Origin of the sequence: Janibacter terrae NBRC 107853 (genome assembly GCF_001591405.1) — a bacterium.
Classification (GTDB): domain Bacteria; phylum Actinomycetota; class Actinomycetes; order Actinomycetales; family Dermatophilaceae; genus Janibacter; species Janibacter terrae.
Map to the genome: position 1 here is coordinate 378,532 of NZ_BCUV01000006.1, position 17,852 is coordinate 396,383.

At 71.1% G+C, this 17,852-nt stretch carries 15 protein-coding genes; 2 read left to right on the forward strand and 13 right to left on the reverse strand.

Features of this window, described 5'->3' with window-relative positions:
- Positions 1-73 precede the first annotated feature (73 nt).
- The gene (locus JT1_RS07075) at positions 74-1,162 is read left to right on the forward strand and encodes a DUF5005 domain-containing protein (protein ID WP_068324938.1); all 1,089 of its coding nucleotides are present in this window, start codon (positions 74-76) and stop codon (positions 1,160-1,162) included.
- Here the strand turns inward: JT1_RS07075 and JT1_RS07080 are convergent.
- Positions 1,143-3,299 carry a S9 family peptidase gene (locus JT1_RS07080; RefSeq protein WP_068324939.1) on the reverse strand — a complete coding sequence of 719 codons (2,157 nt, stop codon included), beginning with the start codon at positions 3,297-3,299 and terminating at the stop codon, positions 1,143-1,145. The two genes, JT1_RS07075 and JT1_RS07080, sit on opposite strands and share 20 nt — an antisense overlap.
- Positions 3,296-6,898: a DNA polymerase III subunit alpha gene (gene dnaE, locus JT1_RS07085; protein WP_068324940.1), complete on the reverse strand. Its 3,603-nt coding sequence runs from the start codon at positions 6,896-6,898 to the stop codon at positions 3,296-3,298. The genes JT1_RS07080 and dnaE overlap by 4 nt, the downstream gene beginning before the upstream one ends.
- Before the next feature lie 174 nt (positions 6,899-7,072).
- On the opposite strand from dnaE, the gene JT1_RS07090 reads away from it, so the two are divergent.
- Positions 7,073-8,599, forward strand: coding sequence for an AMP-binding protein (locus JT1_RS07090; protein WP_255218282.1), 1,527 nt, complete (start codon positions 7,073-7,075; stop codon positions 8,597-8,599).
- Positions 8,600-8,609: 10 nt separating this feature from the next.
- Here the strand turns inward: JT1_RS07090 and JT1_RS07095 are convergent, their stop codons facing one another.
- The 11 genes from JT1_RS07095 to murC form a co-directional block, all read right to left on the reverse strand.
- The gene (locus JT1_RS07095) at positions 8,610-9,545 is read right to left on the reverse strand and encodes an RluA family pseudouridine synthase (protein WP_068324942.1); all 936 of its coding nucleotides are present in this window, start codon (positions 9,543-9,545) and stop codon (positions 8,610-8,612) included.
- Positions 9,538-10,119: a signal peptidase II gene (gene lspA / locus JT1_RS07100; RefSeq protein ID WP_169701898.1), complete on the reverse strand. Its 582-nt coding sequence runs from the start codon at positions 10,117-10,119 to the stop codon at positions 9,538-9,540. Before lspA ends, JT1_RS07095 begins: the two co-directional genes overlap by 8 nt.
- The gene (locus JT1_RS07105) at positions 10,092-10,592 is read right to left on the reverse strand and encodes a TraR/DksA family transcriptional regulator (protein WP_068324944.1); all 501 of its coding nucleotides are present in this window, start codon (positions 10,590-10,592) and stop codon (positions 10,092-10,094) included. The genes lspA and JT1_RS07105 overlap by 28 nt, the downstream gene beginning before the upstream one ends.
- Before the next feature lie 217 nt (positions 10,593-10,809).
- On the reverse strand, positions 10,810-11,874 hold the full coding sequence (locus JT1_RS19075) for a DivIVA domain-containing protein (RefSeq protein WP_068324945.1): 1,065 nt from the start codon (positions 11,872-11,874) through the stop codon (positions 10,810-10,812).
- A gap of 72 nt (positions 11,875-11,946) precedes the next feature.
- Entirely contained in the window at positions 11,947-12,222 is a 276-nt protein-coding gene (locus tag JT1_RS07115; protein ID WP_068324946.1) for a YggT family protein, read from the reverse strand.
- 42 nt (positions 12,223-12,264) lie between these two features.
- Positions 12,265-12,738 carry a cell division protein SepF gene (locus JT1_RS07120; RefSeq protein ID WP_068324947.1) on the reverse strand — a complete coding sequence of 158 codons (474 nt, stop codon included), beginning with the start codon at positions 12,736-12,738 and terminating at the stop codon, positions 12,265-12,267.
- Positions 12,739-12,784: 46 nt separating this feature from the next.
- Positions 12,785-13,486 (reverse strand): YggS family pyridoxal phosphate-dependent enzyme, encoded by a 702-nt coding sequence (locus JT1_RS07125; protein WP_068324948.1) that lies wholly within the window; start codon positions 13,484-13,486, stop codon positions 12,785-12,787.
- Entirely contained in the window at positions 13,483-14,214 is a 732-nt protein-coding gene (locus JT1_RS07130) for a purine nucleoside phosphorylase YfiH/LACC1 family protein (RefSeq protein ID WP_068324949.1), read from the reverse strand. Before JT1_RS07130 ends, JT1_RS07125 begins: the two co-directional genes overlap by 4 nt.
- 14 nt (positions 14,215-14,228) lie before the next feature.
- On the reverse strand, positions 14,229-15,515 hold the full coding sequence (gene ftsZ, locus JT1_RS07135) for a cell division protein FtsZ (protein ID WP_068324950.1): 1,287 nt from the start codon (positions 15,513-15,515) through the stop codon (positions 14,229-14,231).
- Between the two features lie 151 nt (positions 15,516-15,666).
- Positions 15,667-16,407: a cell division protein FtsQ/DivIB gene (locus JT1_RS07140; protein WP_068324951.1), complete on the reverse strand. Its 741-nt coding sequence runs from the start codon at positions 16,405-16,407 to the stop codon at positions 15,667-15,669.
- Positions 16,407-17,846, reverse strand: coding sequence for a UDP-N-acetylmuramate--L-alanine ligase (gene murC, locus JT1_RS07145; RefSeq protein WP_068325474.1), 1,440 nt, complete (start codon positions 17,844-17,846; stop codon positions 16,407-16,409). Before murC ends, JT1_RS07140 begins: the two co-directional genes overlap by 1 nt.
- Between the last annotated feature and the right edge of the window lie 6 nt (positions 17,847-17,852).

Below are 17,852 nucleotides of genomic sequence, written 5' to 3' on the forward strand. Positions count from 1 at the left end.
CGCGCCGCAGCCACCTACCCGAGGTGACCCGTCGGTCACAATGGGGGCGACCCCCTTCGTCCGAGGAGCCCGCATGCGCCGCACCGGTGTCACCGCGGGCCTCGTCGCGCTCGCGCTCGGCGGGGGGATGCTCGCGGCCTGCACGGACGAGGCACCCGGGGCGGGCTGCGACGCGGTGACGGCGGAGTTCGACTGGGCGACGCCGTCACGCGAGGACGACCGGCGCTTCGAGCTCACCGGACCCGGGTGGGTCGGTGGCGACTCGACGTACTCCGTGGGGCTGCCCGACGGTCGCACGCTGTGGCTGTTCTCCGACTCCTTCATCGGTGAGGTCACCGCCGGGGGCACACCGCGACCGGGCATGGCGATGGTCCACAACGCGCTCGTGGCCGAGGACGACTCCGGGCGCCTGAGCACGCACACGTCCGAGGGGCCCGAGTCCTTCTTCCCCGACCCGAGCGAGGACACCTACTACTGGGTGCAGGACGCGCTCGTGCAGGGCGAGGAGCTCGTCGTTTTCCTCTCCCTGACCCGCCGGGTCGGCGAGCAGGGCTTCGCGTGGGACCGCAACGCCATGGCGCGGGTCTCGCTGCCGGGCCTCGAGGTGGAGGAGATCATCGACCCCGGCAGCTCCGGCACCGACCACGTCGCCTGGGGCGCCGGGGTGATGCCAACACCGACGTACACCTACGTCTACGGCATCGAGGACCTCGAGCAGACCAAGCACCTGCACCTGGCGCGCGTGCCCGCCGGCAACCTCACCGACCGCACCCGCTGGGAGTACCGGGGCGCCGACGGGTGGACGAGCGACCCGACGCGGAGCGCGCGGCTCACCGACGGCGTGGCCAACGAGCTGAGCGTCACGCCCTACCGCGACGGCTACCTGATGATCTCCTCGGACACCTCGCAGCCCTTCAGCCCCGGGATCAACGCGTGGACGGCGTGCTCGCCGCAGGGCCCGTGGGCGGACCCGCAGCGGATCTACGAGACCCCCGAGTCGGGACGCGGGCAGCACTTCACGTACAACGCGCACGGCCACCCCACGCTGTCCGACGACGAGCAGCTGCTCATCTCGTACAACGTCAACACCTTCGACTTCGGTGAGCTGACCCGCGACCCGACGCTCTACCGGCCGAAGTTCATCACCCTCGACCTGGGGTGAGCTCGGTCGCGCCGATCCGGTCGAGGACCCACGCCCACTCCCACGCGGTCTGCTCCCAGGCGTCGTAGCGACCCGAGCGTCCGCCGTGCCCGGCGCTCATCTCGGTGCGCAGCAGCACCGGGCGCTCGGGCGAGTGCCGGGTCACCTCGCGCAGCCGCGCCACCCACTTGGCCGGCTCGGTGAAGTAGACGCGCGTGTCGTGCAGCGAGGTCGTCGCGAGGACGGCGGGGTACTCGACGTCCGCGAGGTTCTCGTAGGGGCTGTAGCCGCGCATGTAGCGGTAGACCTCGCGGTCCTCGAGCGGGTTGCCCCACTCCTCCCACTCGCCGACCGTGAGCGGCAGGTCCGGCCGCAGGATCGTCGTCAGCGCGTCGACGAAGGGGACGGCCGCCAGGACCGCGGCGAAGCGGTCGGGCGCCAGGTTGGCCACGGCACCGACGAGGAGACCGCCGGCGGACCCCCCTTCGATCGCCAAGCGGTCACGGGCCACCCAGCCGGTCTCGTGGAGGTGCTCGGCGACCGCGACGAAGTCGGTGAAGGTCTGCCGCTTGGCGAGCATCTTGCCGTCGTCGTACCAGTGCCGCCCGAGCTCGCCGCCGCCGCGCACGTGGGCGACGGCCCAGACCACCCCGCGGTCGAGCAACGACAGCCGGGCGATGGAGAAGTACGGGTCCATGCTGATCTCGTAGCTGCCGTAGCCGTACAGCAGGCCGGGATTGGTGCCGTCGGCGACGGTCCCGCGGCGCATGACGAGCGAGACCGGCACGCGGGTGCCGTCGGGCGCGGTCGCCCAGGTGCGCTGCTGCTCGTAGTCCTCGAGGTCGACACCGAGCACCGGCTGGCGCTTGAGGACCGTCCGCTCGCCCGTCGCCACGACGAGGTCGAGGACGGACCGCGGCGAGACCCAGGACTCGTGGACGACCCGGATGCGGTCGGTGTCGGTGTCGGCGACCGGACCGAGGTGGACCGAGTGCAGCTCGTCGTCGAAGGCCACCGCGGTCGGTGGCCCGTAGTCCGAGCCGACGAAGGGGGTGGACCTCGCCCGTCGCGGCAGGAGGCGCAGCGCCGGCAGCCCGTCGGCACGCAGCGACAGGACCGCGAAGTCGTCGAAGGCGTCGACCCCGACGAAGCGTTCGCCCTCGGCGCGCTCCAGGAGCGGCTGCCACTGATCGGCGCTCGTGGCCTCGAGCGGCGCCCACGCGAGGTCGCCCTCGGGCTGGCGCTCGTTGTGCACGATGAGCAGGTGGTCGGCGGCGGGCTCGACGTCGTACTCGACGCCCTCCCGTCGGGGCGCGACGCACCGCGGCGCAGCGGTCGGGTCGTCGGCGTCGACGAGGTGGACCTCGGAGGTCGTCTTGCTGCCGAGGCCGATGACCACCCAGCGCTCGTCGCGACTGGTGCCGATGCCCATCCAGAAGCGCTCGTCGTCCTCGCGGTGCACCAGCGCGTCGGCGTCCCGGGCGGTGCCGATCTCGTGCCGCCACACCTCGTGCGGCCGCCACGCGTCGTCGACGGCGACGTGGAAGAGGTGCCGGGCGTCCCGGGAGAAGGCCAGCCCGTACCCCGCCCCGGTGACCGCCTCGTCGAGGACCTCCCCGGTGGCGATGTCGAGCACCGTGACGTCGAAGCGCTCGTCACCGGTCACGTCGACGGCGTACGCCATGCGGCTGTGGTCGGCGCTCACCTCGAAGGCACCCAGCGAGAAGAACTCGTGGCCCTGCGCGAGCGCGTTGCCGTCGAGCAGCACGACCTCGCCCGGCAGCGGCTGCGACGGGTCGAGCTCGGGCACGGTCGTGCGGTCGGTGAGCGGCGCGCGGCACTGGATCGCGTACTGGCTGCCCTCGACGGTCCGCGCGTAGTACCACCAGTCGCCGGAGGCGACGGGGACGCTCAGGTCGGTCTCGAGCGTGCGGCTCCTGATCTCGTCGAACAGGCGCTGGCGAAGGGGGGCCAGGTGCGCCGTCGTGGCCTCGGCGTAGGCGTTCTCCGCCTCGAGGTGGGCGAGGACCTCGGGGTCCTCGCCGTCACGGAGCCACTCGTAGGGGTCGGCGACGTCCTCGCCGTGGTGGGTGCGGGTCCACGGCTTCTGCGCCGCCACGGGAGGGGTGGGGGCCTCCCCCTTCACGTGCTCGCTCATGCCGACACCGCCCGGGCGCCGAGGATCACCTTGAGGTCACCGATGAGCGCCTCGGTCGGCTCGACCCGGTAGGACGGGTCGACCGACATCGTCACGGATCGTCCGGGCTGGACGAGCTTGATCTGCACGTCGGTGCTGCCCGGGTGCTGGGAGAGCACCTGCTTGACCTCCTCGATGCGGCCGGTGGTCGCCCGCGCGTAGTCGAGCGTGAGGACGACCGGTCCGCGGGGACCGTCGGTGAGCTCCGGGATCGTCAGGTCCTCGGCGTAGATCGAGACCGTGTCGTCGCGGGCGTTCACCCGCCCGCGGACGACCGCGACGATGTCCTGGGTGAGCATCGTCTGGACCGTGAGGTAGGTCTTGGGGAAGAAGAGGCACTCGATGGCCCCCTCGAGGTCCTCCACGGTCGCGATCGCCCAGAGATCGCCCTTCTTGGTGCGCTTGACGCTCAGCCCGGTGACCAACCCCGCAACGGTGACATTGCTGTTCTCCTTCACCCCGGAGTCGGGCTGCGTGAGGGTCGCGATCGAGGTGTCGGCGGCGCGCTGCAGCACGTGCTCGACGCCGAAGAGGGGGTGGTCGGAGACGTAGAGGCCGAGCATCTCGCGCTCGTTGGCGAGCTTGGCCCGCTTGTCCCACTCCACCTGCGGGATCGGCCGCAGGCCCATGCCCTCGATGCCGGCGCCGGCCACGTCGGCCTCCTCGTCGCCGCCGCCGAACATGTCCCAGAGCGAGTCCTGGCCGACGGCCTCCTGCCGCTTGACGCCGACGAAGGCGTCGACGTACTCCTCGTGGACCATGACCAGCCCCTGCCGCGGGTGGCCGAGGTCGTCGAAGGCGCCGCCCATGATGAGCGACTCGATGGTCCGCTTGTTGCACACGACGGCCGGGCACTTGGCGAGGAAGTCGTCGAAGGAGGTGAAGGCCCCCTTCTCCTCGCGGGCCGCGATGATCCCGTCGACGACGTTGCGGCCGACGTTGCGGATGGCGTTGAGGCCGAAGCGGATGTCGGTGCCGACGGCCGAGAAGCGGGCCTGGGACTCGTTGACCGAGGGCGGCAGCACCTTGATGCCCATGCGGCGGCACTCGTTGAGGTACAGCGCCGACTTGTCCTTGTCGTCGCCGACCGAGGTGAGCAGGGCGGCCATGTACTCGGCCGGGTAGTTGGCCTTGAGGTAGGCGGTCCAGTAGGAGACCAGGCCGTACGCGGCGGTGTGCGCCTTGTTGAACGCGTAGTCGGAGAAGGGGACGAGCACGCCCCACAGCGCGGCGATCGACGCCTCGTTGTAGCCGTTGGCCTTCATGCCCTCGGAGAAGGGCACGTACTCCTTGTCGAGGACCTCCTTCTTCTTCTTGCCCATGGCGCGGCGCAGGAGGTCGGCGTTGCCGAGCGTGTAGCCCGCCAGCTTCTGCGCGATCTCCATGACCTGTTCCTGGTAGATGCACAGACCGTACGTCGTGCCGAGGATCGGGCCGAGGGCCTCCTCCATCTGCGGCTGGAGCTTCCCCTTCAGCTGCGGGTCGAGCGGCACGACCTCCTGGCGGCCGTTCTTGCGCAGGGCGAAGTTGGTGTGCGCGTTGACGCCCATCGGGCCGGGGCGGTAGAGCGCGAGGGCGGCGGAGATGTCCTCGAAGTTGTCCGGCTGCATCAGGCGCAGCAGGGTGCGCATGCCGCCGCCGTCGAGCTGGAAGACCCCGAGCGTGTCACCACGGCTCAGCAGGCGGTAGGTCGCCTTGTCGGTCATGTCCTTGCTCAGCGCGTCGAGGTCGATCTCCTCGTCGCGGTTGTCCTTGATGTTGACCAGGGCGTCGTCGAGGATCGTCAGGTTGCGCAGGCCGAGGAAGTCCATCTTGACCAGGCCGAGCGTCTCGCACGTCGGGTAGTCGAACTGCGTGAGGACCTGACCGTCCTGCAGGCGGCGCATGATCGGGATGACGTCGATGAGCGGCTCGCTCGACATGATGACGCCGGCGGCGTGCACGCCCCACTGGCGCTTCAGACCCTCGAGGCCCTTGGCCAGGTCGACGACCTCACCGAGGTGCTTCTCGGACTCGACGAGCTGGCGGAACTCCTGCCCCTCCCCGAAGCGGTCGTGCTCCTTGTCCCACATCTTCGCCAGCGGCACGCCCTTGCCCATGACGTCGGCGGGCATCGCCTTGGTCAGCTGCTCGCCGACGTTGAAGGGGTGGCCCATGACGCGGGCGGCGTCCTTGACCGCTTGCTTCGCCTTGATCGTGCCGTAGGTGGCGATCATCGCCACGCGCTCGTCGCCGTACTTGTCGGAGACGTACTTGATGACCTCGGCCCGCCGGCGCTCGTCGAAGTCCACGTCGAAGTCGGGCATCGACTTGCGCTCGGGGTTGAGGAAGCGCTCGAAGATCAGGCCGTGCGGCACGGGGTCGAGGTCGGTGATGCCCATCGCGTAGGCGCACATGGAGCCGGCACCGGAGCCACGGCCCGGCCCGACGCGGATGCCGTTGCGCTTGGCCCAGTTGATGAAGTCGGCGACGACGAGGAAGTACCCGGGGTAGCCCTTGCCGACGATGACGTCGATCTCGTAGTCGGCCTGCTTCTGCGCGTACTCCGGGATGCCGTCCGGGAAGCGGCGACCGAGGCCGGTCTGGATCTCCTTGACGAACCACGACTGCTCCGACTCCCCAGGCGGGCAGTCGAACTTCGGCATGTACCGCCCTTCGCCCTCGACGAAGGAGACCTCGCACATGTCCGCGACGAGCAGGGTGTTGTCGCACGCCTCGGGCAGCTCGCGCCACAGCCGACGCATCTCCTCGGGCGACTTGAGGTAGTAGCCCTCCCCGTCGAACTTGAAGCGGTCGGGGTCGTGCAGCTTGGACCCGGAGTTGATGCACAGGAGCGCGTCCTGGGCGATCGCGTCCTCCTGCTTGACGTAGTGCAGGTCGTTGGTCGCCAGGAGCGGCAGCTGCAGGTCCTTGGCCAGGCGCATCAGGTCCTCGCGCACCCGGCGCTCGATCTGGTTGCCGTGGTCCATCAGCTCGAGGAAGTAGTGCTCGCGGCCGAAGATGTCCCGGAACTCCGACGCGGCCTGGACCGCGAGGTCGTACTGGCCCAGCCGCAGCCGCGTCTGGATCTCGCCGGAGGGGCAGCCTGTCGTCGCGACGAGCCCCTCGCCGTACTGGGAGAGCAGCTCGCGGTCGAGTCGCGGCCACTTGGCGAAGACGGAGTCGAGGGAGGCCCGCGAGCCCATCTTGAACAGGTTGTGCATGCCGGTGTTGTTGCGGGCCAGCAGCGTCATGTGGGTGTACGCGCCACCACCGGAGACATCGTCGCCGGGCCGGGTGCGCTCGTCGCCCCACTTCACCCTGGTCTTGTCGCTGCGGTGCGTCCCGGGGGCGACATAGGCCTCGAGGCCGATGATCGGCTTGACGTCGTAGGACTGCGCGGTCTTCCAGAACTCGTGTGCCCCGAAGAGGTAGCCGTGGTCGGTCATCGCGATCGCCGGCATGCCCATCTCCTGGGCGGTCGAGAACATGTCCTTGATCCGCGCGGCACCGTCGAGCATGGAGTACTCGGTGTGGTTGTGCAGGTGGACGAAGTTCTCGGGACGCGGCAGCTCGGACATCGACCCGAGTCTAGATCGCGCCCCCGACAGCCGAGCACGCCGTCGGTCGCTCCGTCACCGCCACTCGGCGCGTCGCGGTGGGACGCCCGCTACCGCGCCGGACGAAGGGGGTCTACCGTCGGGACCGACACCGCCGTCAACCACCTCACAGGAGGCCCCGGGATGTTCGTCCCCATGTCCGTCAACGACTTCATCGACCGCGCCGCCGCGGTCTACGGCGAGCGCATCGCCGTCGTCGACGAGCCCGACCAGCCGGCTGCGCCCCTGGAGGACGTGACCTACGCGCGGATGCGCCGGCTCGCCCTCGCCCAGGCGGCCCACCTGGACTCGCTCGGCATCGAGGTCGGCGACCGGGTCGCCGTGGTGAGCCACAACTCGGCGCGCCTCCTGACGAGCTTCTTCGGGGTCTCCGGCTCCGGCCGGGTCCTCGTGCCCGTCAACTTCCGCCTGGCCCCCGAGGAGGTGCGGTTCATCGTCGAGCACTCCGGCGCCCGCGTCCTCTACATCGACCCCGAGCTGACCTCCCTCGTCGACGAGGTCTCGGCGGAGCACACCTTCGTCCTCGGCGAGGACGAGCACCTCTTCGGCGACACGGAGGACGCCACTCCTCGTGCCTGGGAGGCGGACGAGTCGGCGGTCGCGACGATCAACTACACCTCTGGCACCACCGCCCGCCCCAAGGGCGTGGAGATCACCCACCGCAACATCTGGACCAACGCCGTGACCTTCGGCCTGCACGCGGGCATCAGCGACCGCGACGTCTACCTGCACACGCTGCCGATGTTCCACGCCAACGGGTGGGGCATGCCCTTCGCCATGACGGGCGTGGGGGCCCAGCACGTCGTCATCCGCAAGATCGACGGCGCGGAGATCCTGCGGCGCGTCGAGCGCCACGGCGTCACCGTCATGTGCGCGGCCCCGGCAGTGGTCAACTCCGTGCTGGCCGCGGCCGCGGAGTGGCAGGGCGAGGTCCCCGGCCGTGACCGGGTCCGCATCATCGTCGCGGGCGCGCCGCCGCCCACGCAGACGATCGCCCGGGTCGAGGAGGAGCTGGGTTGGGAGTTCATCCAGATCTACGGCCTCACCGAGACCTCCCCCCTCCTCACGATCAACCGCACCCGCGCCGAGTGGGACGACCTGTCCGCGCAGGAGCGCGCCGGCAAGCTCGTGCGCGCCGGCTCCCCCGCCCTGGGCTGCCGGATGAAGGTCGACGAGGAGACCGGCGAGGTGCTCGCCCGCAGCAATGTCGTCATGGAGGGCTACTGGAACCTCCCGGAGGAGACGGAGCGCACCTTCGCCGGCGGGTGGTTCCACACCGGTGACGGCGGCACGATCACCGACGACGGCTACGTGACGATCAGCGACCGCAAGAAGGACGTCATCATCACCGGCGGGGAGAACGTCTCCTCGATCGAGGTCGAGGACGTCCTCTTCTCCCACCCGGACGTCACCGAGGTCGCCGTGATCGGCGTCCCGGACGCCAAGTGGGGCGAGACGATCAAGGCCCTCGTCGTCCTCACCGAGGGGTCCACGACCACCGAGGCCGACCTCATCGCGTGGTGCAAGTCCAAGGCGGCCGGCTACAAGGCGCCGACCTCCATCGAGTTCCGCGACGAGCTGGCCCGCACGGCGACCGGCAAGCTGCAGAAGTTCAAGCTCCGCGCCCCGTACTGGGAGGGCCGCGACCGCCTCGTCAACTAGCCGTACGGCCTCAGTGCATGCCGGCGAGCCGGTCCAGGGCGGTCTGCAGGTCGTCGGGGTAGGTGCTCTCGAAGTGCACATAGTCGCCGGTGCCGGGGTGGATGAAGCCCAGGCCCATCGCGTGCAGCCACTGGCGCTCGAGGCCGAGCTTCGCGCTCAGCGTCGGGTCGGCGCCGTACGTCGGGTCCCCGACGCACGGGTGACGAAGGGCGGCCATGTGCACCCTGATCTGGTGCGTGCGGCCGGTCTCGAGCTTGATCTCGAGCAGCGAGGCATGGCGGAAGGCCTCGATGAGCTCGTAGTGGGTGATCGCGTGCTTGCCGGAGTCCATGACGGCGAACTTGTAGTCGCCGCTCGGGTGCCGGCCGATGGGGGCGTCGATCGTGCCGACGTGCGGGTCCGGCAGGCCCTGGACGAGTGCGTGGTAGGTCTTGTCGACCGTGCGCTGCTTGAAGGCGCGCTTGAGCACGGAGTACGCGTACTCGCTCTTGCACACGACCATGAGGCCGGACGTGCCGACGTCGAGCCGGGAGACGATGCCCTGGCGCTCGCTCGCCCCGCTCGTCGTGATCCGGTACCCCGCCGCTGCGAGACCGCCGAGGACGGTCGGCCCGCTCCAGCCCACGCTGGGGTGGGCTGCGACGCCGACCGGCTTGTCCACGACGACGATGTCGTCGTCGTCGTGGATGATCCGCATCCCCGGCACGGGCTCGGCGACGATCGCGACGCCCGGGCTCTCGTCGACCGAGGGCAGGGTGATCTCGATGCGGTCGCCGGCGCTCACCCGGGAGGACTTGACGACGGTCGCGCCCTCGACGAGGACCTGGCCGTCGGCGGCGAGCTCGGCGACCCGGGTGCGGGAGAGGCCGAAGAGCCGCGCCACGGCGGCATCGACCCGCTCCCCCTCGAGGCCGTCGGGGACGAGGACGTTGCGGGTGTCACCCATGGGACTCCTCCGTGTGCTTCGGGCGCGAGCCGTCGATCCCGACGTTGGTGAGGACGAGCCAGATGAGCAGCCCGGCCCCACCGACGATCGCGATGTCCGCGACGTTGCCGACGAAGTACCCGGCGTAGTCGATGAAGTCGATGACGTGCCCGCGCAGCGGGCCCGGCTCACGGAAGAACCGGTCGTAGAGGTTGCCGAGGGACCCGCCGAGCAGCAACCCGAGCGAGACGGCCCAGTGGGTCGAGCGGATGCGCGGGGTCACCCACACGATCGCCGCGGTCACCGCGACGGCGATGATCGTCATGACCCACGTCATGTCGTCGCCGATGGAGAACGCGGCGCCCGAGTTGCGGATGACGCGAAGGGAGAGGAGGTCACCGAGCACGGGGACCACCCTCCCGTCGGTCAGGGCGTCGAGCGCCCAGACCTTGGTGGCCTGGTCGAGGACGAGGGTGACGACGGCCGCGACGGCGTACCACCGCAGCACCCCGGAGCGGGAACCCGCCGCCGGGGTGTCGTCGTCGTGGTCTGGGGTGTGTGGGGCGCTCAGCGCCGCTCCTGTCGACTCTTGCATGTCATGCACAGGGTCGCACGAGGATAGGCCTGGAGTCGAAGCTTGCCGATCGGGTTGCCGCAGGACTCGCAGATCCCGTAGGTGCCGTCCTCGAGCCGGTCGAGGGCGTGCTGGTTCTGCTCCAGGCCCGTACGGGCGCCCGCGACGAGGCTCAGCTCGTGCTCGCGCTCGAAGGACTTGGCGCCCGCGTCGGCCTGGTCGTCGCCCGCGCCGTCGACCGGCTCCTTGAGGAACTCGGTCAGCCCCGCCTCGGCCGTGTCGATCTCCGCGGTCAGGCGGGCGATCTCGGCGTCGAGCTCGGCCCTGACCTCCTTGAGCTCCTTGGCGGTCCAGGGGCTCTCGTCCTCGCGGACGGCGAACGTGGTGGCCGTGCCGTTCTTGGCAGCGGTCTTCTTCGTGGCCCCCTTGGCCGTCGCGCTCTTCTTCGTCGCGGCCGCGGTGGCGGTCTTCGTCGTGGTCTTCTTCGCGGCCATGACCGTCCTCAGATCGTGGATCCGGGCCGAGAGCACGGATCAGAGTCAACGCAGGGTACGACGTTTTCGTCGCCCGGTCGCACTCGCCACGTGACAACTTGGTGTCGGTCTCGACCCGCGGGACGACGACCTGGCCGCACCGGTCCGGGACACGCCGCGGGCGGCGCCCTCCCGACATCGGGTGGACGCCGCCCGCGGGGCGACCGAGTGGCTGAGGTCAGTGCTTGGCGGAGGCTTCCGGCGCCACGGTGGCGCTGCTGTCGAGGCCCTTCAGCTGGCTGCTGATGAAGTCCTTGAGCTTGCGACGGTAGTCACGCTCGTAGGTCGTCAGCTCCGCGATCTGGCCCTCGATGCGCGTCTTCTGCGCGTTGAGGTCGTCGAGGATCTTCTTGCGCTGGGCCTCGGCCTCGCTGACCATCGTGGTGCTCTTGGTCTGCGCGTCCGAGATGAGCTTGTCGCGCTGCGTCGTGCCCTCGCCGATGAACTGGTCGCGCTTGCCCTGACCGGTCTTGACGAAGTCGTCGTACTTCGCCTGACCCGTGGAGAGCAGCTCGTCGTGCTTGCCCTGTCCGGTGCTGATCAGCTCGTCGTGGCGACGCTGCGCCTCGGCGATGAGCTTGTCCCGCTGGCTCTGGCCCTCGGCGACGTGCTCGTCGTGCAGGCGCTGCGCGAGGGCGATGAGCCCGGAGGCACCGGCGCCGCCACCGGCGGCAGCGGCCATCTGGCCGGCGCCACCGTCGGTCCCGGCAGCGGCGGCCACCGGGGCGGCGGCAGCCTTGTCCTGGCGGGACTTCGCCTCGGCCTCGGCCTTGTCGGCGGCCGCGTTGGCGGCGGCGATGCGCTCCTGGGCGCGCTTCTCCGCCTCCTCGGCACGGGCGGTGACGGTCGCGATGCGCTCGTCGGCGCCCTGCTGCGCACGGGTCACCGAGGCGTCGCCCTTGGCGCGCTCGAGTTCGGTGGCGCGCTTCTCGGCCGCCGCGCGGGCGGCCGTCTCCTTCTCGAACCGGCTGCGCAGGTCGTCCAGCCGGGCGCGCAGGTCGCGGTTCTCGCGGGCCAGTGCCTCGTCGGCCTTGCCGGACCCCTCGGCGACCGGGGCGGCAGCGGCTGCGGGAGCGCTCCCGTCCTGGGCCCGGGCCCGCAGGTCCTCCGAGTCCTTGACCATGCGGCGCATCTCGGCCACGACCTCGTCGAGGAAGTCGTCCACCTCGCGCTCGTCGTACCCACGACGGAACTGGGTCTGGGTGAAGGTCTTGTTGAGGACGTCCTCGGGCGTGAGCGCCATTGTTCCTCCGTAAGCGATCGGACAGTGTGCACGCCCATGTCACGCGGAGCGCGCACGGGCATCCCGCTCAGCCTAGACGATGCCCAGGAGGATGTAGACCGCGAGGATCAGGATGAGGAAGGCGATGTCGATGGCGACACCGCCGATGCGCAGGGGCTTGAAGACCTTGCGCAGAGCCCTCAGGGGCGGGTCGGTGAGCGAGTAGATCGCCTCGGCCACGAGGAGGATCACGCCACGGGGTCGCCACTCACGGGCGAAGACCTGGATCCAGTCGAGGACGAGGCGCCCGAAGAGGACGAGGAGGTAGACGTACAGAACGAGGTTCAGCACGCCGCGGACGATCGACATGGATCCAGCCTAGGTCGGGGGTCTGTGGCCCCGCTGGGAGGGTCAGCTCTGGTTGAACAGCGCGCGCGGCTGCGCCGGCTCGCCACCCTCTGCGTCGACCTCGATGTGCTCCGGGGAGAGCAGGAAGACCTTGTTGGTGACCCGCTCGATGGACCCGTGCAGACCGAAGACCAGGCCGGCGGCGAAGTCGACGAGACGCTTGGCGTCGGAGTCGTCCATGTCGGTGAGGTTCATGATCACCGGCGTGTTGCTGCGGAAGCTCTCGCCGATGGCGCGGGCGTCGTTGTACGTGCTCGGGTGGATCGTGGTGATGCGGTTCATCGCGGTGACCTCCACCTCGCGGACGGCAGGAGCGCTCGGGACACGGCGCAGCGGCGTGACCTCGGCGGCGTGCTCCTCCTCGACGAGGTCGTGACCGGCCTCGTACTCGTCGACGTACTGGTCGTCGTACTCGTCGTAGCGCTTGTCGTCCTCCGCGAGCCCGAGGTAGACCATCGCGTTGCGCAGTGCCGTCATGTCCTCATCCTTCGTCACACACCTGTTGCCTTCGGTGTCACCGAAGTTACCGGTGGGACGTCCGATCTCCGAGGATTGCCGTCCCGACACGCAGGTGTGTCGCACCGTGGCGGACCGCGGACTCCAGGTCACCGCTCATGCCGGCGGAGATCCAGTCGGCGTCCGGGTGGTCGACCCGCAGGCGCGCGGACAGCTCCGCGAGGCGGGCGAAGGCGGGGTCGGGGTCCTCGCCGAGCGGCGCGACCGCCATGAGGCCCGCGAGACGAAGGGGGGACCCCGCGATCTCGTCGGCGAGGGCCGGCACGTCGCCGGGGACCGCTCCCCCGCGGTGGCCGTCGGGCTCCGCGTCGAGGTCGACCTGGATGAGCACGGTCAGCTCGCGCCCGGCCGCCTCGGCGCCGCGGGTGAGCGCGCCGACGAGCTTCGCCCGGTCGACGGACTGGACGACGTCGGCCCAGCGGGCGACGGCACCGGCCTTCTTCGACTGCAGCTGGCCGATGAAGTGGGTGCGCACGCCCTCGGGAGTGCCACCCTCAGCGAGCTTGGCCGCGGCCTCCTGCTCCCGGTTCTCGCCGATGTCCGTCACGCCGAGGTCGGCGAGCAGGTCGAGGTCGCTGCGGGGGAAGAACTTCGTCACGACGACGAGCCGGACGTCCTCGCGCGGCCGGCCGGCCGCCTCGCACGCGCGGGCGATGCGCTCCTCGACGCGCTCGAGGTTGGCGGCGAGCTCCTCCCTTCGCCCGCTCATGCCGTCCTCCCGATGATCCCGGCGAAGCGCCCGGTCCGTCCGTCGCGCCGGTAGGAGTAGAGCGCCTGGTCCTCGCGCGCGCACCCGGGGACCCACTCGACGGGCACATCGGCTCGGCGCAGCTGGTCGACGACGCCGCTCGCGACGTCGATGGCGGGCGTGCCGGTCCACGTGATCGCGGCGGAGACGGGCGCGACCTGTGCCGCGTCCGCGCGCATCTCGTCGGGGACCTCGTAGCAGCGACCGCAGACCGACGGGCCGACGGTCGCGAGCAGGTCGGTGGCGCCGAGGTCGCGCATCGCCTCGACGAGGCGGAGCGCGACCCCGGCCACCATGCCCGGGCGGCCCGCGTGGGCGACCCCGACGAGCGGACCCGCGGCGTCGTGGACGAGGACGGGGGTGCAGTCGGCCACGAGCACGCCGAGGGCGACGCCGGGCACGTCGCTGACCATCGCGTCACCGGTCCCGACCGCACCGGTCCCGGAGCGGTCCGCCGCGAGCAGCTCCGGGGTCACGTGGATGACGTCGGCGCCGTGCACCTGGTCCGCCCAGACGGTCCGCAGACCGGTGGCCTCCTCGACGAGGGCCCTGTTGCCCGCGACCGCTGCGGCGTCGTCGCCGACGTGGGCGCCGAGGTTGAGACCGGCGAAGGGGGCGACACTGCGCCCCCCGTGCCGATCGGTGAACGCCCGCACGAGTCCGGCGGTGTCGTCTCTCCAGGCAAACACTGGGTCCGGTCAGGTCACTTCAGGAAGTCGGGGACGTCCAGGTCGTCACCGTCGTCGAAGGTCACCTGCCGCGGAGGCGTCGCCGGCGCGGCCTGAGCCGGGGCCTGCGCGGGGACCGGCTGGGGCTGCGCCGGGGCGGGCGCCTGCTGCTGGGCGGGCGCCTGCTGCTGGGCCGGGACCTGCTGCGGCTGGGCCTGCGCCGGAACCTGCTGGGCCGGGACCTGCTGGGGACGACCCTGCTGCGGCTGGGCCGGGCGCTGCTGCTGCGCGGGGGCCTGCTGAGCCGGGGCCGGTCGCCCCTGTCCGCCGGACTGGACCTGGCCGAGGGCCCGGTCGTCCGGGCGCTGCGTCGGGGACCCACCGTCGAAGCCGGCCGCGATGACCGTCACTCGCACCTCGTCGCCGAGGGCGTCGTCGATGACCGCACCGAAGATGATGTTGGCCTCGGGGTGCGCGGCCTCCTGGACGAGGCGGGCGGCCTCGTTGATCTCGAAGAGACCGAGGTCGCTGCCACCCTGGATCGACAGGAGCACACCGTGCGCACCGTCGATGCTCGCCTCGAGCAGGGGCGAGGAGATCGCCAGCTCCGCGGCCTGGACGGCGCGGTCCTCGCCGCGGGCGGAGCCGATGCCCATGAGTGCCGAGCCGGCACCCTGCATGACCGACTTGACGTCGGCGAAGTCGAGGTTGATCAGGCCCGGCGTGGTGATGAGGTCCGTGATGCCCTGGACACCGGAGAGGAGCACCTGGTCCGCGCTGCGGAAGGCGTCGAGCATGCTGACCGCGCGGTCGCTGATCGAGAGCAGCCGGTCGTTGGGGATGACGATGAGGGTGTCGACCTCGTCGCGCAGCGCACCGATGCCGGACTCGGCCTGGTTGGCGCGCCGACGCCCCTCGAAGGTGAACGGACGCGTCACGACACCGATGGTGAGCGCACCCAGGCCCTTGGCGATCTTGGCGACGACGGGGGCACCGCCGGTGCCCGTGCCGCCACCCTCGCCCGCGGTGACGAAGACCATGTCGGCCCCCTTGAGGACCTCCTCGATCTCCTCCGCGTGGTCCTCGGCGGCCCGCTTGCCGACCTCGGGGTCCGCGCCGGCACCGAGGCCGCGGGTGAGCTCGCGGCCCACGTCGAGCTTGACGTCCGCGTCGGACATCAGCAGCGCCTGGGCGTCGGTGTTGATCGCGATGAACTCGACACCCTTGAGGCCGACCTCGATCATCCGGTTGATGGCGTTGACGCCACCGCCGCCGATGCCGACGACCTTGATAACGGCCAGATAGTTCTGGGCTGATGCCACGGGGGACTCCTGTTGCTGCTGCTCGGTGGTGCCTCACCGCCTGAAGGCTCAAGGTGAACTTCAGGGTTACAGTTTGGTCACGCTCGGTGTGCGGATGACGGTATGTCCCGCGGGCCGCCGGGGCAAACGCTCGCGCCAGCGTGTCGCAAGACTATCCCCTCGTGACCGGCGTCTCGGGGGCGGACACGTCGATGACGTCGGGCTTCTTCTGCAGGAGTATCGGGATCACCTTGACCTTGAGCTCGGGGTCGCTCCCGTCACCCCAGACGACCTCCGTGCCCCCGAGCCGGAAGGTGATCTGGTCGGCCGAGTCAACGGTGACGTCCTTGACCCTGGAGCGCAGTGCCTGCGGCAGCGCGGCCAGCATCCCCTGGGCGGCCCGCACCCCGTGGCCGGAGACGCCCTCCTGGCCCTCGGCGGTCACCGCGGGCACCCCCTTTGGCGGGGACGAGACGGTGCGGATCTCCACGCCCTCGAGATCGAGGAGCCGGTAGCCGCCGTCCCGACGGACCGCCAGCGCCGGAACCCTCGACGTCACGTTGACCTTCAGGGTGTGCGGCCAGCCCCGCTCCACGTCGGCGTGCGCGGCACCGGCGACGTCGTCGGTGATCGTGCTGGACAGGGCGTCGGCGTCCACGCGGGCCAGCGGGGTCCCGATCTCGGTCTCGGCGATCGCCTCGATGCGCGGACGGTCGGCCGGGTCGGCGCCAGTCACCTCGACCCGCTTGGTCCCGAGCAACGCCGAGAAGCCGAAGAGCCACCCCAGGCCCAGCACGACCGCGATGCACAGCATGACGACGAGCCAGCGGCGCAGCCGCTGCCCCCGGGCCTGGGCCGCCCGCTCGGCGAAGCGCTGCTCGGTCGCCTCCCGCGTCCCGCTCCCCCGGGTCATCAGGTCCCGTCACCGCCCGAGGCGGCGAGGGCCCGCAGGATCCTCGGACCCACGTGCGTGACGTCACCGGCCCCGACCGTGAGCACGAGGTCGCCGGGCTCGGCGCTCGAGGCGATCGACCCGACCGCGTCCGCCTCGCTCACGACCCGGGCCGAGCGACCGGCCGCGACGAGCGGGTCGGCGATGAGGTGCGAGCCGACGCCCTCGAGCGGGTCCTCGCGCGCCCCGTAGACGTCGAGGAGCAGCACCTCGTCGGCAGGGGCGAGCCCGTCGGCGAAGCCCTGCGCGAAGTCGCGCGTGCGCGAGTACAGGTGGGGCTGGAAGACCACGAAGAGCCGGTGCCCGCCGGCGATCTCCTTGGCGGTGCGCACCACGGCCTCGACCTTGCCGGGGTTGTGCGCGTAGTCGTCGACGACGGTGACGCCGCGGGCCTCCCCCTTCGTCTCGAAGCGACGTCGGGTGCCCCCGTAGGCCGCGAGCCCCTCGAGCACGGCGGCCGGGTGCACGAGCAGGCCGTGGACGGCCGCGGTGTACGCGGCGGCGGCGTTGAGCAGGTTGTGGCGACCGGGGACCGTGATCGCCAGCCGATGCCTTTCGGCGCCGTCCTCGAGGGTCACCGTGGCGCTCGTCCCGTCGAGCACGGGGTCGACGAGGCGCACCTGCGCCCCCTCGGAGAAGCCGTACCGCAGGACGCGCACACCGGCGACCTCGGCACGCTCGGCGAGGCGCTGCGACCCGGGGTCGTCCGCGCACGCGACGAGCAGCCCACCCGTGGTCACGGTGCCGGCGAACTCGAGGTAGGCCGCCTCGACCGTGGCGTAGTCCCCGTAGAAGTCGAGGTGGTCGGGCTGGACATTGGTCACGACGGCGACGTCGGGCCGGTAGGCGAGGAAGGAGCCGTCCGACTCGTCGGCCTCGGCCACGAAGGACCGCCCCTCGCCGAGCGCGGCGTTGACGCCCTGCGTGGACAGCTCGCCGCCGAGCGCGAACGAGGGTTGCTGCCCGGCCTCGAGCAGCGCGACGGTGAGCATCGAGCTCGTCGTCGTCTTTCCGTTGGCGCCGGCGACGGCCACCCGGATCTGCTCACCCATCGCGGAGGCGAGGGCCTGGCTGCGGTGCAGCACCCGCAGCCCGCGCTCCCGCGCGGCCGCGAGCTCGGGGTTGTCCTCACGGATCGCCGAGGACACGACGACGGTGTCGGCGCCGTCGAGGTGGGCGGGGTCGTGGCCCACCCAGATCCTCGCGCCGCGCTCGCGCAGCCGCTCCAGCAGCGGCGAGTCGTGGGCATCGCTCCCCCGGACCTCGACGTCCGCATCGAGCAGCAGGCGCACGATGGCGGACATGCCGGCGCCGCCGGCGGCCAGCACGTGGACGACGCCGAGGTCGGCGAGCGGGACGGTCGGGGCCAGGACGTCGAAGCGTGCGTTGCGCGGGACCATGGGCAG

Bases quoted from the DNA above. Each gene is read 5' to 3' on its own strand.
- JT1_RS07105 (WP_068324944.1), bottom strand. From the start codon at position 10,592: ATGGCCGCGAAGAAGACCACGACGAAGACCGCCACCGCGGCCGCGACG.
- JT1_RS07140 (WP_068324951.1), bottom strand. From the start codon at position 16,407: ATGACCCGGGGGAGCGGGACGCGGGAGGCGACCGAGCAGCGCTTCGCC.
- JT1_RS07095 (WP_068324942.1), bottom strand. From the start codon at position 9,545: ATGGGTGACACCCGCAACGTCCTCGTCCCCGACGGCCTCGAGGGGGAG.
- JT1_RS07120 (WP_068324947.1), bottom strand. From the start codon at position 12,738: ATGACGGCACTGCGCAACGCGATGGTCTACCTCGGGCTCGCGGAGGAC.
- JT1_RS07075 (WP_068324938.1), top strand. From the start codon at position 74: ATGCGCCGCACCGGTGTCACCGCGGGCCTCGTCGCGCTCGCGCTCGGC.
- JT1_RS07115 (WP_068324946.1), bottom strand. From the start codon at position 12,222: ATGTCGATCGTCCGCGGCGTGCTGAACCTCGTTCTGTACGTCTACCTC.
- murC (WP_068325474.1), bottom strand. From the start codon at position 17,846: ATGGTCCCGCGCAACGCACGCTTCGACGTCCTGGCCCCGACCGTCCCG.
- JT1_RS07090 (WP_255218282.1), top strand. From the start codon at position 7,073: ATGTCCGTCAACGACTTCATCGACCGCGCCGCCGCGGTCTACGGCGAG.
- lspA (WP_169701898.1), bottom strand. From the start codon at position 10,119: ATGCAAGAGTCGACAGGAGCGGCGCTGAGCGCCCCACACACCCCAGAC.
- JT1_RS19075 (WP_068324945.1), bottom strand. From the start codon at position 11,874: ATGGCGCTCACGCCCGAGGACGTCCTCAACAAGACCTTCACCCAGACC.
- JT1_RS07080 (WP_068324939.1), bottom strand. From the start codon at position 3,299: ATGAGCGAGCACGTGAAGGGGGAGGCCCCCACCCCTCCCGTGGCGGCG.
- dnaE (WP_068324940.1), bottom strand. From the start codon at position 6,898: ATGTCCGAGCTGCCGCGTCCCGAGAACTTCGTCCACCTGCACAACCAC.
- JT1_RS07125 (WP_068324948.1), bottom strand. From the start codon at position 13,486: ATGAGCGGGCGAAGGGAGGAGCTCGCCGCCAACCTCGAGCGCGTCGAG.